Origin of the sequence: Pseudomonas sp. ATCC 43928, from assembly GCF_005938665.2 — a bacterium.
Taxonomy (GTDB): domain Bacteria; phylum Pseudomonadota; class Gammaproteobacteria; order Pseudomonadales; family Pseudomonadaceae; genus Aquipseudomonas.
On sequence record NZ_CP041753.1, the window covers coordinates 4,265,777 to 4,278,300 of the forward strand.

14 protein-coding genes are annotated in these 12,524 nt (G+C 60.7%); 7 read left to right on the plus strand and 7 right to left on the minus strand.

Annotated features, from left to right (window positions below; genetic code table 11):
- The first annotated feature begins 6 nt into the window (after positions 1–6).
- The 5 genes from FFH90_RS19480 to FFH90_RS19500 all read left to right on the plus strand — a co-directional run bounded on the left by FFH90_RS19480 (position 7) and on the right by FFH90_RS19500 (position 3,508).
- Positions 7–1,230, plus strand: a complete 1,224-nt coding sequence (locus FFH90_RS19480) for a GNAT family N-acetyltransferase (RefSeq protein ID WP_138867888.1) — start codon at positions 7–9, stop codon at positions 1,228–1,230.
- Complete coding sequence (locus tag FFH90_RS19485) at positions 1,202–2,014, plus strand: ChbG/HpnK family deacetylase (protein WP_138867889.1); 813 nt, start codon at positions 1,202–1,204, stop codon at positions 2,012–2,014. The genes FFH90_RS19480 and FFH90_RS19485 overlap by 29 nt, the downstream gene beginning before the upstream one ends.
- A 56-nt stretch (positions 2,015–2,070) precedes the next feature.
- Entirely contained in the window at positions 2,071–2,760 is a 690-nt protein-coding gene (locus FFH90_RS19490) for an N-acetyltransferase (protein WP_086944968.1), read from the plus strand.
- A 143-nt stretch (positions 2,761–2,903) separates the two neighbouring features.
- Positions 2,904–3,197, plus strand: a complete 294-nt coding sequence (locus tag FFH90_RS19495) for a type II toxin-antitoxin system RelE/ParE family toxin (protein WP_018925564.1) — start codon at positions 2,904–2,906, stop codon at positions 3,195–3,197.
- A gap of 2 nt (positions 3,198–3,199) precedes the next feature.
- Complete coding sequence (locus tag FFH90_RS19500; RefSeq protein WP_018925563.1) at positions 3,200–3,508, plus strand: addiction module antidote protein; 309 nt, start codon at positions 3,200–3,202, stop codon at positions 3,506–3,508.
- A gap of 14 nt (positions 3,509–3,522) precedes the next feature.
- Here the strand turns inward: FFH90_RS19500 and FFH90_RS19505 are convergent, their stop codons facing one another.
- Both FFH90_RS19505 and FFH90_RS19510 read right to left on the minus strand, forming a co-directional pair.
- Positions 3,523–4,335, minus strand: a complete 813-nt coding sequence (locus FFH90_RS19505; protein ID WP_138867890.1) for a bifunctional 2-polyprenyl-6-hydroxyphenol methylase/3-demethylubiquinol 3-O-methyltransferase UbiG — start codon at positions 4,333–4,335, stop codon at positions 3,523–3,525.
- 114 nt (positions 4,336–4,449) lie between these two features.
- A complete protein-coding gene (locus tag FFH90_RS19510) occupies positions 4,450–5,331 on the minus strand; it encodes a LysR family transcriptional regulator (RefSeq protein WP_064618753.1) in 882 nt (293 codons plus the stop codon).
- Positions 5,332–5,491: 160 nt separating this feature from the next.
- Here FFH90_RS19510 and FFH90_RS19515 point away from each other — a divergent pair, with 160 nt between their 5' ends.
- Both FFH90_RS19515 and FFH90_RS19520 read left to right on the plus strand, forming a co-directional pair.
- Positions 5,492–6,508 (plus strand): alpha/beta hydrolase, encoded by a 1,017-nt coding sequence (locus FFH90_RS19515; RefSeq protein WP_138867891.1) that lies wholly within the window; start codon positions 5,492–5,494, stop codon positions 6,506–6,508.
- Between the two features lie 63 nt (positions 6,509–6,571).
- Positions 6,572–7,999, plus strand: a complete 1,428-nt coding sequence (locus FFH90_RS19520) for a mechanosensitive ion channel family protein (protein WP_138867892.1) — start codon at positions 6,572–6,574, stop codon at positions 7,997–7,999.
- Positions 8,000–8,063: 64 nt separating this feature from the next.
- Here FFH90_RS19520 and ycaC read toward each other — a convergent pair whose 3' ends face one another.
- The 5 genes from ycaC to FFH90_RS19545 all read right to left on the minus strand — a co-directional run bounded on the left by ycaC (position 8,064) and on the right by FFH90_RS19545 (position 12,291).
- Entirely contained in the window at positions 8,064–8,690 is a 627-nt protein-coding gene (gene ycaC / locus FFH90_RS19525; protein ID WP_028941293.1) for an isochorismate family cysteine hydrolase YcaC, read from the minus strand.
- Positions 8,691–8,757: 67 nt separating this feature from the next.
- Entirely contained in the window at positions 8,758–10,596 is a 1,839-nt protein-coding gene (locus tag FFH90_RS19530) for an amidohydrolase (RefSeq protein WP_018925557.1), read from the minus strand.
- 44 nt (positions 10,597–10,640) lie between these two features.
- Positions 10,641–11,267, minus strand: coding sequence for an antibiotic biosynthesis monooxygenase (locus FFH90_RS19535; protein ID WP_018925556.1), 627 nt, complete (start codon positions 11,265–11,267; stop codon positions 10,641–10,643).
- Positions 11,260–11,676 carry a DoxX family protein gene (locus FFH90_RS19540; RefSeq protein WP_064618759.1) on the minus strand — a complete coding sequence of 139 codons (417 nt, stop codon included), beginning with the start codon at positions 11,674–11,676 and terminating at the stop codon, positions 11,260–11,262. The genes FFH90_RS19535 and FFH90_RS19540 overlap by 8 nt, the downstream gene beginning before the upstream one ends.
- A 246-nt stretch (positions 11,677–11,922) precedes the next feature.
- Entirely contained in the window at positions 11,923–12,291 is a 369-nt protein-coding gene (locus FFH90_RS19545; protein WP_064618761.1) for a DUF6124 family protein, read from the minus strand.
- Positions 12,292–12,524: the final 233 nt, after the last annotated feature.

The window sequence follows — 12,524 nt, forward strand, 5'->3', positions numbered from 1 at the left end:
GAACCTATGATGGCTCGATTCGAATGGCGCACGTCGTTGTGCGCTCCGGACTTTCCAACAGCCGCCTATGAGGGGTTGCGCTGGCGCGTGACGGACCATACACCGTTCAACACCCTCGCCTGGCTGCGCGCATCGGAACAGGCACTGGTTGCCGGGGAGCGCTTGCACGTTCTGCTCGGCTGGCACGGCGATGAATTGGCCTTGTGCCTGCCGTTGGTGGTGTCCGTGGAGCGCTTTGGCGGGCTACCGTTTCGCGTCCTGCATCACCTCGGTTACCCCCTCACCGATCGCCTGGCCCTGCTCAGTTGCCTCGATGCCGAGAGCATGCGCAAGGCGCTGGTGATCATCCGCCGTCGCGTGCCCCATGCGATGTTGCAACTCAATGAATTGTGCGAACCCATCGGCGAAGAAAGTGCGCTGACCACCTGGATGGCCCACAGCTCGACCGGCGAGCGCCGCCTCAGTTGTCGGGTGCCGGTGCACCTGATCAGCGAGGCCGACCATCAGGAAGTGTCCGGCGACCCCCGCTACAAACTGCGCCGTGCACGTAAACGCATCGCGGCTTGCGGTGCCGAGATCCGACGGATAACCCCCGACGCCGCCACCATCAGGCCACTGTTGCGGACCCTCGGCAAAGTCGAAGCGCTGAGCTGGAAAGGCCTTCAAGGCGTTGGGATTTTCACCAATGACCGCTACCGGCAATGGATCGAGCAAGCCTTCACCGCCCTCGCCGAAGAAGGACTGGTGCGGGTGGTGGTGCTGGAACTGGACGGGCGTTGCATCAGCTACCGCATCGGCTTGCTGGAACAGGGTCGGCTGTACGACTACAACCTGGCGTTCCTGCCGCAACACGCTGACCTGGGCAGCGGTCGTGTGCTGCTTGAAGAGTGGATCCGCTGGGGGCTGGACGACAACTGGCACTGGGTCGACGCCTCGCGGATCAGCCTGGAAAACTCCAGTCATCAACTCCTGGAGCGCATGACCGGCCAACTGGAGCACTGGCGCTGGAGTTTCTACTCCTGGCGCCCCAGCGGCCTCGCCCTGGGACTGGCCCTGCGACTCTGGCACCGCATCAAACCCGGGTTAAAAAAGTGGCAGGCCAGGCGTGCAGCAACGCTGGTTGCTCCTACGCTTACACCTATACAGGCACCCATTATCGCCAAAGACGCTGCACCCACCGAACAAGAAAGAGAGGGCAGCCATGCCTCGCCAAGTCATAGTCAACGCTGACGATTTCGGCCTCAGCCCGAGCGAAAATGCGGTGATACTGGGTGCCTTCCACGCTGGAGTCATCAGCTCCGCAACCGCCATGGCCAACATGCCGGCCTTCGAAGCGGCCTGCGTCCTGGCCCGGCAGCCATTGCTCAAGGGGCGGATCGGGCTGCACTTCAACCTCACATACGGCCGGCCGTTGAGCCTGTCGATTCGCGCGCGCTCGACATTTTGCGACAGCCAGGGTGAGTTCGACCTCAGCCTGCCCCGCCACAGCCTCTGGCTCAACCGCCTGGATCGCGACGCGGTGCTGGAGGAACTCGAAGCCCAATGGCAACGCTGCCTGGACAACGGCCTGCACCCCAGCCACCTCGATTCCCATCAGCACGTGCACAACATCTGGCCCATCGGTGAAATCGTCGCGCGGTTTGCCGCCCGCCAAGGGGTGCCCGTGCGACTGGCGCGCGATCTGGGAAGTAACCTGAGCGTGCCCAAGCGAGTGTTCAAGACGTTGCTCAACCATCGCCTGAACAGCCTGTCCGGAGCGACCGCCCAGAACGTCTGCACCCCGGTCGACCTGCGCACCGTGGCAATGCCAATCGACGGCCTGCTGGAAATCGTCGTCCATCCGATCCATATCGGCGCCGATTTTGGCGATGCCTATCTGGACCCGGGCGAGTCGCTGAGCCTTGTGCTGGAACAGCGTCTTGCGGGTGTTCCAAGGGTGTCCTATGCCGTGGTGCCAAGGGCATCCAAAGAGGAGCCGCACTACCCGACCGAACTGCACCCGTTGAAATCCTGATTTTCGCCATCGAAAACGTTACCCACCACACCCAGGCTTCAGCCTCGGAGGACTTCATGAGCGCCATCGACAAGATTCGCGAACGCATCAAACAAAAAGGCCTGCTCCACACGCTCCAGTCGCTCTGGAAGCGCTACGTGTATTTCCATAGGGAGCTGCTGTGGCTGGGGCGCGACCTGGTGACCCCGGTGGCGCCGCAAAATCTGCGGCCCTATTCGGGCCTGCGCCTGGTGATCATCACCCCGGAAAACGCCACCGCGTTCACCAAGTACTACGGCAATCGCGTCAAGGCCATGGCCGAAATCGCCGCCGAGGGTCACACCGGACACATGTACGTGAACGAGGAAGGTGATGCCATCGGATTCATCTGGGGCAGCGCCAGGGACTACTTCGACCGGCACTATTACGGCTGCTGGTTCCGGATCAACCCTGGTGAGTTTTTCGAGTTCGGCGGTGAAATGATCCCTCAATACTTCGGCACCAGCCTGTCGATGGACGCCCAGTTCAAACTCTGGGATGCGATGCGGGCCAAAGGGTGCAACAAGATCGTCGACGTCTGCGATACCCGCAACATCCAGGCGATGAAAATGCACATCCGCATGGACTACCAGGAGCAAGGGCGCATCACCCACGTCTACGACCTGTTCGGCCGCTGGCGCTTCTTCCGCGAAACCTACTACACCGGCTCGCGGCTGACGGCACTGCGCAAACCGGAACAACGGCCGGTGACGGCGGCGCAGGCGTGATTGGCTTCCACATTTGATCATATTTCCGTGTGCGAGCTTGCCCGCGAAGGCGTCATGTTGCCTACGCAGTTTAGGGAAAAGTACACGCTGGAGCAGAGAATGACCTGACTGCTCGTCTGTATTCATATGGATACAGTCGAGCAATGAATTATCTTATTCAACAAACCACAATCTTCGTGGCATGGCATGCCTCAATTCGCGACTTGCGGGCGAAGGTTGCTATTGCTCGTCGCATTGACCGTGCCTCTACGGGTAATCTTGGCGATATCAAATCGGTGGGTGATGGTGTCTCCGAAATGCGCGTGGACGTTGGCGCTGGCTATCGGGTCTACTTCACTTTGCGAAATGGCGTAGTCATCGTATTGCTGGCCGGTGGTGACAAGTCCTCGCAAAACACTGATATCCGACGGGCGAAAAAATTGGCAAGGGAGGTTTGAACATGGGCCAGACTTTGACTGCTTTCGACATGGCGGCACTGCTCGACAGTGACGAAGCCATCAGCGAATACCTCTCTCAGGTATTGGCAGACGGCGACAACGAAGAGTTTCTTCGTGCTATCGGCTACGTGGTAAAGGCTCGCGGCATGACACAAATTGCCAAAGATTCCGGAATGGGGCGCGAAAGCCTGTACAAGGCCTTCGCACCCGGGGCGAAACCACGTTTTGATACGGTTCTAAAGGTCATTCATGCCTTGGGCATTGATCTCTGCGCGCAACCAGGGCACGCGGCAAATCACTCAACGCTCTGAAAATACCCCAGGCACTACGTCGCTCGCTTCACCGCCACCAACGTGTAACACAACGGCAACTGCGCCTTTTGCTGCTGATACTGATCGTAGAGTTCTTCGCGGTTGGAATGCGGGTACTCCTTGAAGTGGCTGATCTGCAACCCCGCCTCGACGGCACCGGTGAAGATCGCGCCCAGGGTGTGGACGAACCAGTAGGATGCCGAGGCCTGCTGTTCGACTTTGCCTTCGTAGACGATCGGTTGGTCCTGGACGAAAGGCTCACTGCGAAAATACGAGCTGTCCGGGCGATAGGGATCGGCTGACTCGGGGTCGAACATTTCCAGGAACGGGTGGGTTTCGTAAATCACCAGGCTGCCGCCGGGCTTGAGGGTTTGCGCGGCATGGCGCAAGAACTCGCCGATGTCCGGCATCCAGTTCAATACGCCGATGGTGATCAGCGCCACGTCGAAGCGTTGGTGCAGCTCTGTCGGCAGGTGATGGATATCAGCCTCGATGAATTCGGGCTGATGAGGCGAACGGGATGCCAGCTCCCGGGCCTGATCGAGAAAGGCTCCGGACTGGTCGACGCCCACTGCGCTGCGGGCCCCCAGCGCAAACAGTGAAAGGCTTTCCCGGCCATTGTTACAGCCCAGTTGCACCACATCCTTGCCGTCGACACCGACCTGTTGGAGCAACCCGGTGAGGGTGTCATCCAGGCAGGAAAAGTCGCCATGGCTCACCGCACTCAAACGGGCCTGCCATTCGGGGGTGTCTTTGTGGTGTTGGGCGGAGTCATTCCATGCATCGCGATTGCTGGCGATGGCTTTTTCTTTTGTCGGCATTTCCATTGCACGCTCCAGATTCCGGGCCATTGATTGACCGGCACGAGTCTAGATCAGCGTCAGGAAAAACCACATCAGGGGTTTGTTGCGATCTTGTAATCAACGATGGCGTGCACCCTCCTATTGGTTCAACCGCTCACGCAAGAACTCGATCAACGCCTGCACCGGTCGCGAGGCCTGACGGTGCTGCGGGTAGACCGCCGATAAGGTCAGCGGCTCGGGGCGGAAATCATCCAGTACTGGCACCAGCCGGCCGTCCTCCAGGGCCGAATCGACGATGAAGGTCGGCAAGTACGTGATGCCCATGCCGGCGATGGCCGCGTCCTTGAGCAGTTCACCGTTGTTGACCCGCATCCGCCCGGTGACATTGACGGTCAGCGGTTTGCCCCGCCCTTCGAACCGCCATTGCACCTGGCGGCCATGGCCGTACGGCAGGCAATCGTGGCTGTGCAACTCCTCGGGTTCAAGCGGCGTGCCACGTTCGGCCAGATACGCCGGGCTGGCGCAGTACACCCGCTCGATGACGGCGATGCGCCGGGCGATCAGTGTCGAGTCTTCCAGCACGCCGATGCGCAAAGCCAAATCGTATCCCTCACCGAGCAAGTCCACCGGACGATCACTCAGGTCGACCTCGACGGTGACGTCGCGATAACGCTGCAAAAATACTGGCAGCAAACAGCCCAAATGCGCCACGGCAAACGACAACGGTGCACTCAGGCGAATGGTCCCGCGAGGCTCGATGGTCTGGCCGGCGATGCCCTGCTCCACTTGCTCGACTTCACTGAGCAGGCGCAGGGCCGATTCGTAATAACTCTGCCCCAGCGGGGTGACGTCCAGCCGTCGGGTGGAGCGATTGAGCAGGCGCACACCGAGGCGCTCTTCGAGTTGCATCAGCCGACGGCTGACGAACTGCTTGGACAGGCCCAACTGATCGGCCGCCGCCGTGAAGCTGCCGGAGTCCATGACCTGGCAAAAAATACGCATGTCTTCGAACGGGTTCATTGTCACTCTCTGGTTGACAGTTAATCGCTTTATAGCCGCTTTTTCGCTTTCCGGCATCTCATTAATCTGTGCTCACGGTGTTGCTGAGGCCTGAACCCCAGCGCCACAGCAGCCCGATCCCAAGGCATAAAAACTCAAACGATTTAAAAAGGATTTGCACATGAACATCAAGAAAACCCTCGCCACTTCCGTCCTCGCCCTGTCCATCGGCAACGCATTCGCCGCCGGCGGCCCCGGTGTCGAACACAACACCCAGGCCTTCCTCGATGCCCTCGCCGCCGGCGGTGGCAAACCGCTGGAACAACTGAGCCCGAAAGACGCCCGCGCGGTGCTGACCGGTGCCCAGGCTTCGGTGAAGGTAGATCTGTCGGGTGTTGAAGTCAGCGACAAGGCGATCAAGGTCGACGGCCAGACCATCAACCTGAAAGTGGTGCGTCCGGCCAAGGTCAAGGGCGAGTTGCCGGTGTTCATGTTCTTCCACGGTGGCGGCTGGGTATTGGGCGACTTCCCGACTCACCAACGCCTGATCCGTGACCTGGTGGTGGGCTCCGGCGCAGTCGCGGTATACGTCGACTACACGCCGTCGCCCGAAGCGCACTACCCGACTGCCATCAACCAGGCCTACACCGCGACCAAATGGGTGGCCGAGCATGGCAAAGAGATCGGTGTCGATGGCAAGCGACTGGCGGTGGCCGGCAACAGCGTCGGCGGCAACATGGCGGCGGTCGTGGCGCTGATGGCCAAGGAACAGAAAACCCCTGCCCTGCGCTTCCAGCTGTTGATGTGGCCGGTGACCAACGCGCAGTTCGACGACGCCTCGTACCAGCAATTCGCCGAGGGGCACTTCCTCACCAAAGGCATGATGCAGTGGTTCTGGGACAACTACACCACCAACCCGGCCGAGCGCGCGCAGATCCATGCCTCGCCGCTGAATGCCAGCGCCGAACAACTCAAGGGCCTGCCTGCGGCACTGGTGCAGACCGCCGAATTCGACGTGCTGCGTGACGAAGGCGAAGGCTACGCCCGCCACCTCGATGCGGCCGGTGTGCCGGTGACCTCGGTGCGCTACAACGGGATGATTCATGACTTTGGCCTGCTCAATCCGCTGAATCAGATTCCGGAAGTCAAAGCGGCGGTACGTCAGGCCGCGGCTGAGCTCAAGACGCATCTGAACTAAGCCCAACCTCTCGCCACACCTCAGGGTGTGGCGAGTTTTTTTGTGCCCGCTGGAGTGCAATCCATGAGCCTTTTCTCTGCCCACCTGTTGCCTTGGAGCGCCTTGCTGCTGGTGCTCGACGCCCTGCTCTGGCACCTCGTCCCGTTCAAGCATCGCGCGCCAAAGGTCGGTGTGCGGCTGGTGCTGTTTCTGGCGTTCAGCGCGCTGATTATCAACGCTGGCGTCAGCCCGTTGCAGACACCGTTGGTTGCCGATGACCCGGTGGCGCAACTCGGTGCAACGGCGCTGGGGATTATCTGGTGGTTGTACGCCGCACGAGTGCTCACCGAGGTGTTCGGTCTGGTGCTGATGCGTCGCATAGGTCACAGCGGCCGTTTGCTGCAGGACGTGATCGGTGCGCTGGTGTTTCTGGCCTCCATCGTCGCGGCCGCCGGTTATGTGCTGGATCTGCCGGTCAAGGGTCTGCTGGCGACTTCCGGCGTGTTCGCCATCGTGGTCGGTCTGGCGCTGCAAAGTACGTTGGCTGACGTGTTCTCCGGCATTGTGCTCAACACCACCAAACCCTATCAGGTGGACGACTTTGTGGTGATCGATGGCGTCGAAGGCAAAGTGCTGGACATTAACTGGCGCGCCACGCACCTGTTGAGCAGCGCCGGCACGATGGCCGTGGTGCCGAACTCGGTGGCGGCCAAGGCCAAGATCGTCAACCTCAGCCGCCCGAACAACCTGCACGGGGTGTCGATCAGCATCAAGGTGGCGAACCACATCCGCCCACGCCGGGTGCTCGACGCCCTCGACCGCACGCTGCAAGGCAGCAGCAGTCTGTTGCTCTCGCCCGCGCCAAAAGCGGTGCTCAAAGAGGCTGGCGAAGAGATGTCCGAATACGTGGTCAGCGGGTTCATCGCCGAACTGGGCAAAAAGAGCGACGTGCGCAATCAATTGTTCGACCTCGCCCATCGCCATCTGGAAGCGGCCGGCATCTCGCGACACCCCGACGGCGTGATCGAGCCCTCGACCCGCGCCCGCGCACTGCTCGATGAAGTGAAGATTTTCCGCTCGCTGAGCCATGAGGAACGCGACCGCCTCGCCGAATCGATGGTCGCGCAACAATACGCCGCCGGTGAGGTGGTGCTGGATCTGGCTGAAGTGCCGGACAGCCTGTTCGTGATCGCCACTGGCGTCGTCAGCGCCAGCGTGCCGGACGGCAATGGTTTCACCGAGGCCGGTCGCATGGGGCCGAGCGAAGTCATGGGCGAACAGAGCATCCTGGCCGATACGCCGTCGCAGGCAACGTTCACCGCGCTGACATCTTCGATCATCTACCGTCTGGACAAGAACCTGACCCGCCAGTGCATGGAACAGCGCAGCGAAGTGGGCCGGGCGTTGAACAAGTTGCAGGCGGTGCGCCAGCAAAACAGTCGGCTGGCGTTGATGGCCAAACCGGTGCCGATCAGGAAAGGTGGGTTTCTGGGATGGTTGCAGAAGCGCTGATGCAGAGGACATTCGAGCAGTACAAAAAAATGCCCGCACATCGCGGGCATTTTTCTTCAACGCCTTACTTGGCAGTGAACTTGGTGTAGCTGTTGATCAGGTTGCGGTAGTTCGGCAGACGCTGGGACAACAGGTTGGCCAGGCCTTCCATGTCGTTGCGCCAGTCGCCTTGCAGCTCGCAGGCCACGGCGAACCAGTTCAGCAGGTGTGCACCCGCCGCCGACATGCGTGCCCACGCCGCTTGTTGCACGGTGGTGTTGAAGGTGCCGGAAGAGTCGGTTACCACGAACACTTCAAAACCTTCGGCAATGGCCGACAGGGTTGGGAACGCCACGCAGACGTCAGTCACCACGCCAGCGATGATCAGTTGCTTGCGACCGGTGGCCTTGATGGCTTTGACGAAGTCTTCGTTGTCCCAGGCGTTGATCTGGCCTGGACGCTGAATGAACGGCGCGTCCGGGAATTGCTCGCGCAGTTCAGGCACGATCGGGCCGTTCGGGCCTGCGTCGAAACTGGTGGTGAGGATGGTCGGCAGGTTGAAGAATTTGGCGATGTCGCCCAGGGCCAGCACGTTGTTCTTGAATTCGTTGGGCGAGAAATCCTGCACCAGAGAGATCAGGCCGGTCTGGTGATCGACCAGCAGCACAACGGCGTCATCTTTGTTCAGACGTTTGTAAGGAACGTTGCTCATGTGAAACTCCTCGGAGGGTGGTGAGTGAAGCGTCGACCACACATGGCCGACGCTTTTGTTGCAAGACTCAGAACGCGAAGCAGGAACAGCCGAAGGCGCCCCAGAAACCGGCGAAGTCACTCACCGGCACGTTCGACATACGGGCCTTCTCATGGCTGTGGGTATGCACGGCGCACGGGCCGCTGCACTGGTGCACCTGCGCCTGCATCGGCGCGTTCGGCCGCCAGTGTCCCGGAACCTTCGCCACCGGCGACCAGTCCGGCAGCACCGGCAGGCTGACAGGCCCGAGTTTTTCGAAGTCGCCGGCGGCGTACACCACCTTGCCGCCGACCACGGTCAATACCGACTCGATCCACTTGATCGCTTCTTCCTCGACGCTGAAGAAGTCCGCGCTCAGTGCTACCAGGTCCGCCAGTTGCCCGACCTTGATCTGGCCTTTCTTGCCTTGTTCCGACGAGAACCAGGCGCTGCCATGGGTGAACAGTTCCAGTGCAGTGGTGCGCGGCAAACCTTCCTCGTACAGCGCCAGACCACCGACGGTACGGCCACTGACCATCCAGTACAGCGAGGTCCATGGATTGTAGCTGGACACTCGCGTGGCATCGGTGCCGGCGCCGACCGGTACACCCTCGGCCAGCATGCGCTTGATCGGTGGCGTAGATTCGGCGGCCTGCTTGCCGTAGCGGTCGACAAAATATTCACCCTGGAACGCCATGCGGTCCTGGATCGCAATGCCACCGCCCAGCGCCCTTACCCGCTCGATGTTCTGTGGGGTGATGGTTTCAGCGTGGTCGAAGAACCATGGCAGGCCGTTGAACGGAATGTCGCGGTTGACCTTCTCGAACACGTCGAGCATGCGGCTGATCGATTCGTTGTAAGTGGCGTGCAAACGGAACGGCCAGCGCTGTTCCACCAGGTGGCGAACCACCGGCTCCAGCTCCTGCTCCATGGTCTGCGGCAGGTCCGGACGCGGTTCGAGGAAGTCCTCGAAGTCCGCCGCCGAGAACACCAGCATCTCGCCGGCGCCGTTGTGCCGCAGGTAGTCGTCGCCCTGGTGCAACTTGACGCTGCCAGTCCAGTTCTGGAAATCGGTCAGCTCTTCTTTCGGCTTCTGGGTAAACAGGTTGTAGGCGATACGCACGGTCAGTTGATCATCTTTCGCCAACTGCTCGATCACCTGGTAATCGTCCGGGTAATTCTGGAAACCACCGCCGGCATCGATCGCGCTGGTCAGGCCGAGGCGGTTGAGCTCACGCATGAACTGGCGGGTCGAGTTGACCTGATACTCAAGCGGCAGCTTCGGCCCCTTGGCCAGGGTCGAGTACAGGATCATCGCGTTCGGCCTTGCGACCAACATGCCGGTCGGATTGCCGTTGGCATCACGCACGATTTCGCCACCCGGCGGGTTCGGCGTATCGCGGGTGTAACCGGCAACCCGCAATGCAGCGCGGTTGAGCAAGGCGCGGTCGTACAAATGCAGCACGAACACCGGGGTGTCTGGTGCCGCCTGGTTGAGCTCTTCCAGGGTCGGCATGCGCTTCTCGGCAAACTGGAATTCGTTCCAGCCACCGACTACCCGTACCCATTGCGGCGTCGGTGTGCGGTCGGCTTGCTCCTTGAGCATGCGCAACGCATCAGCCAGGGACGGCACGCCTTCCCAGCGCAGTTCGAGGTTGTAGTTCAAACCGCCACGGATCAGGTGCAGGTGCGAGTCGTTGAGGCCAGGGATGACACAGCGACCCTTGAGGTCGATCACCTGGGTGCCCGAGCCGCGCAGGGCCATGGCTTCGGCGTCGGTGCCGACCGCGACGAAGCGGCCGCCCTTGATCGCCACGGCGCTGGCCAGCGGTTTTTCCCGGTCTACGGTATGAAATTGGCCATTGAATAGAATCAGATCGGCGTTCATCGCAGTTCCTTCGTCATCAGTGAAATGAAGCAAAAAGCGCCCGCTCAGCGCGGCGAATTTGCGTTGGATTCGAGGTGTTCCCGTGGCTGACTGGCCGTCAGCCACGGCGCAAACAAGCGAGTCGCGGCCGGCATGCACACGTACACCACCGACACCACGATGGTCAGGGTGATCAGGAACGTGGCGACCAGGTAGTTGGAGAGAAAAGCGTTGAGTTTGAGCAGCGGCCCCCAGAGCAACGGCACCAGCAAGGTGTGCGGCAGAATCACCAGCAACGACACCACGGCCTGCTTCCAGCGCGGTGGCGGCGAAGCAGCATCGGCCAGCGGCGCGAACCAGAATTCGTTGACCGGGTTGACCTCGGTCTGGTCGCCGTCGGCCAGCATCGGCGCGGCTTCATCGATCAACGACTGACGTTGCGGCGAATCGAGCCAGTGCTGCATGGCCTCGGTGGAGCAAAAGCGCAGCACGCAGGTGAACATGTCCAGGCCAGCGTTCTTGCCGCGGATCACGTCCACGCCCAGATGCCCTTCCGTGCGCCCCGCTACGCTGACGATGTTGCGCAGCCAGGCTTCATAGGCTGCTTCGAAACCGGCCTTGACCCGGTGCTTGACGATCAGCGTCACGATCTCATCGGACCCCGGCGCTTTTTGAGTTTGGGCTTCAGACATAACGGAGCACTCCGGGCAAACGAACATTGAGCGCCAGCCGTCCAGGCCCGGCGATAAACACAGAGGTGAAGATGATCAACAACAGCCAGCCGAACTGCCCTTCGGCCACACTCCATTGCGGGTGCACGACCAGCAGCGCCACCAGCAGCACAAACAGAATAGGCAAGCACGCCAGACGCGCCAGAACACCAGCGACAATCAGCAGCGGGCACAGCACTTCGGCGAAAATCGCCAGGCTGAGGGTGAGGTGGGCACCGAGGTGGAACGGGTCTTCGATCAGTTGCAGTTGCGCACTGAAGTCCAGCAGCTTGGGCAAGCCGTGCACCCACAGCAGAAACAGACCACCGCTGACCCGCAGAAACAGCAGCCCGACATCCCGCGCCTGTTCATCCCTTTGCGAAGCGTTCATGACTCACCCCTGTTCAATCATTGGATTGAATAGTGCCGCCAAGGGGTAGGGAAAAATTGAATGTACGTGCTCTCTTTGTACCGCGGGAATTGTGGCGAGGGAGCTTGCTCCCGCTGGGCTGCGAAGCAGCCCCAAAACCATTCGACCCAATTGCATCAGGTAGACCGCATGTACAGGGTTTACGACTGCTGCGCAGCCGAGCGGGAGAAAGCTCCCTCGCCACAGGGGTCAGCGTTTGACCTCAGGTCATAGGACCGGGTTGGCCTTCAGCTCCAGACTGTCCAGCGCCCGACTCACCGCCAACTCGCCGAACATGATGAGCTGCGCGACGCCCAGTATCGTATTGCGCTGCGGCCCCTCCAGAAATCCGGCGCAGTCACTGGCGATCACCTTGGCCGAGGCAAAGGACTCGCAAGCATTGGTCAGCAGCTCTTCGATGTTGATGTCCGGGGCGACGGTGTAAATCGTGCTCGGTTTGCGTGGGGACTTGGTGTCAGACGGTTTGAGGTAGTGATCGAGGGCGCGTTCGGCGGCTTCGTTGAGTTTTTTGGGATCGAGGGGATCGTAGGGGGAAACGTCATCGGTTGCTGGCGGATTAGGTGTGGCTTTGAACATGGTGAATCTCCTTTGGAAATAGCACCACCAGAACCTGTCGCTAAACAAATAAGAGTGGCGACTGTATGCAGGTTAGCGAACCGGTCAAAGGCACCCGGTAGACCCGAGAGTCTCCCGCATACAGCCACCATAACGTTATGCAGACGTCAAAAGTCGGCAATAAAGTCTGGAGCACTGATGCACTTTGATAGTCCGAGTCGCTAAACCCGATCGCTGATTGGCAGCGATACGGA

Excerpts from the sequence above, each read along its gene's own strand:
- ycaC (WP_028941293.1), bottom strand. The coding sequence starts at position 8,690 with ATGAGCAACGTTCCTTACAAACGTCTGAACAAAGATGACGCCGTTGTG.
- FFH90_RS19545 (WP_064618761.1), bottom strand. The coding sequence starts at position 12,291 with ATGTTCAAAGCCACACCTAATCCGCCAGCAACCGATGACGTTTCCCCC.
- FFH90_RS19510 (WP_064618753.1), bottom strand. The coding sequence starts at position 5,331 with ATGAACCCGTTCGAAGACATGCGTATTTTTTGCCAGGTCATGGACTCC.
- FFH90_RS19530 (WP_018925557.1), bottom strand. The coding sequence starts at position 10,596 with ATGAACGCCGATCTGATTCTATTCAATGGCCAATTTCATACCGTAGAC.
- FFH90_RS19520 (WP_138867892.1), top strand. The coding sequence starts at position 6,572 with ATGAGCCTTTTCTCTGCCCACCTGTTGCCTTGGAGCGCCTTGCTGCTG.
- FFH90_RS19485 (WP_138867889.1), top strand. The coding sequence starts at position 1,202 with ATGCCTCGCCAAGTCATAGTCAACGCTGACGATTTCGGCCTCAGCCCG.
- FFH90_RS19500 (WP_018925563.1), top strand. The coding sequence starts at position 3,200 with ATGGGCCAGACTTTGACTGCTTTCGACATGGCGGCACTGCTCGACAGT.
- FFH90_RS19490 (WP_086944968.1), top strand. The coding sequence starts at position 2,071 with ATGAGCGCCATCGACAAGATTCGCGAACGCATCAAACAAAAAGGCCTG.
- FFH90_RS19540 (WP_064618759.1), bottom strand. The coding sequence starts at position 11,676 with ATGAACGCTTCGCAAAGGGATGAACAGGCGCGGGATGTCGGGCTGCTG.
- FFH90_RS19515 (WP_138867891.1), top strand. The coding sequence starts at position 5,492 with ATGAACATCAAGAAAACCCTCGCCACTTCCGTCCTCGCCCTGTCCATC.
- FFH90_RS19480 (WP_138867888.1), top strand. The coding sequence starts at position 7 with ATGATGGCTCGATTCGAATGGCGCACGTCGTTGTGCGCTCCGGACTTT.
- FFH90_RS19535 (WP_018925556.1), bottom strand. The coding sequence starts at position 11,267 with ATGTCTGAAGCCCAAACTCAAAAAGCGCCGGGGTCCGATGAGATCGTG.
- FFH90_RS19505 (WP_138867890.1), bottom strand. The coding sequence starts at position 4,335 with ATGGAAATGCCGACAAAAGAAAAAGCCATCGCCAGCAATCGCGATGCA.
- FFH90_RS19495 (WP_018925564.1), top strand. The coding sequence starts at position 2,904 with ATGAATTATCTTATTCAACAAACCACAATCTTCGTGGCATGGCATGCC.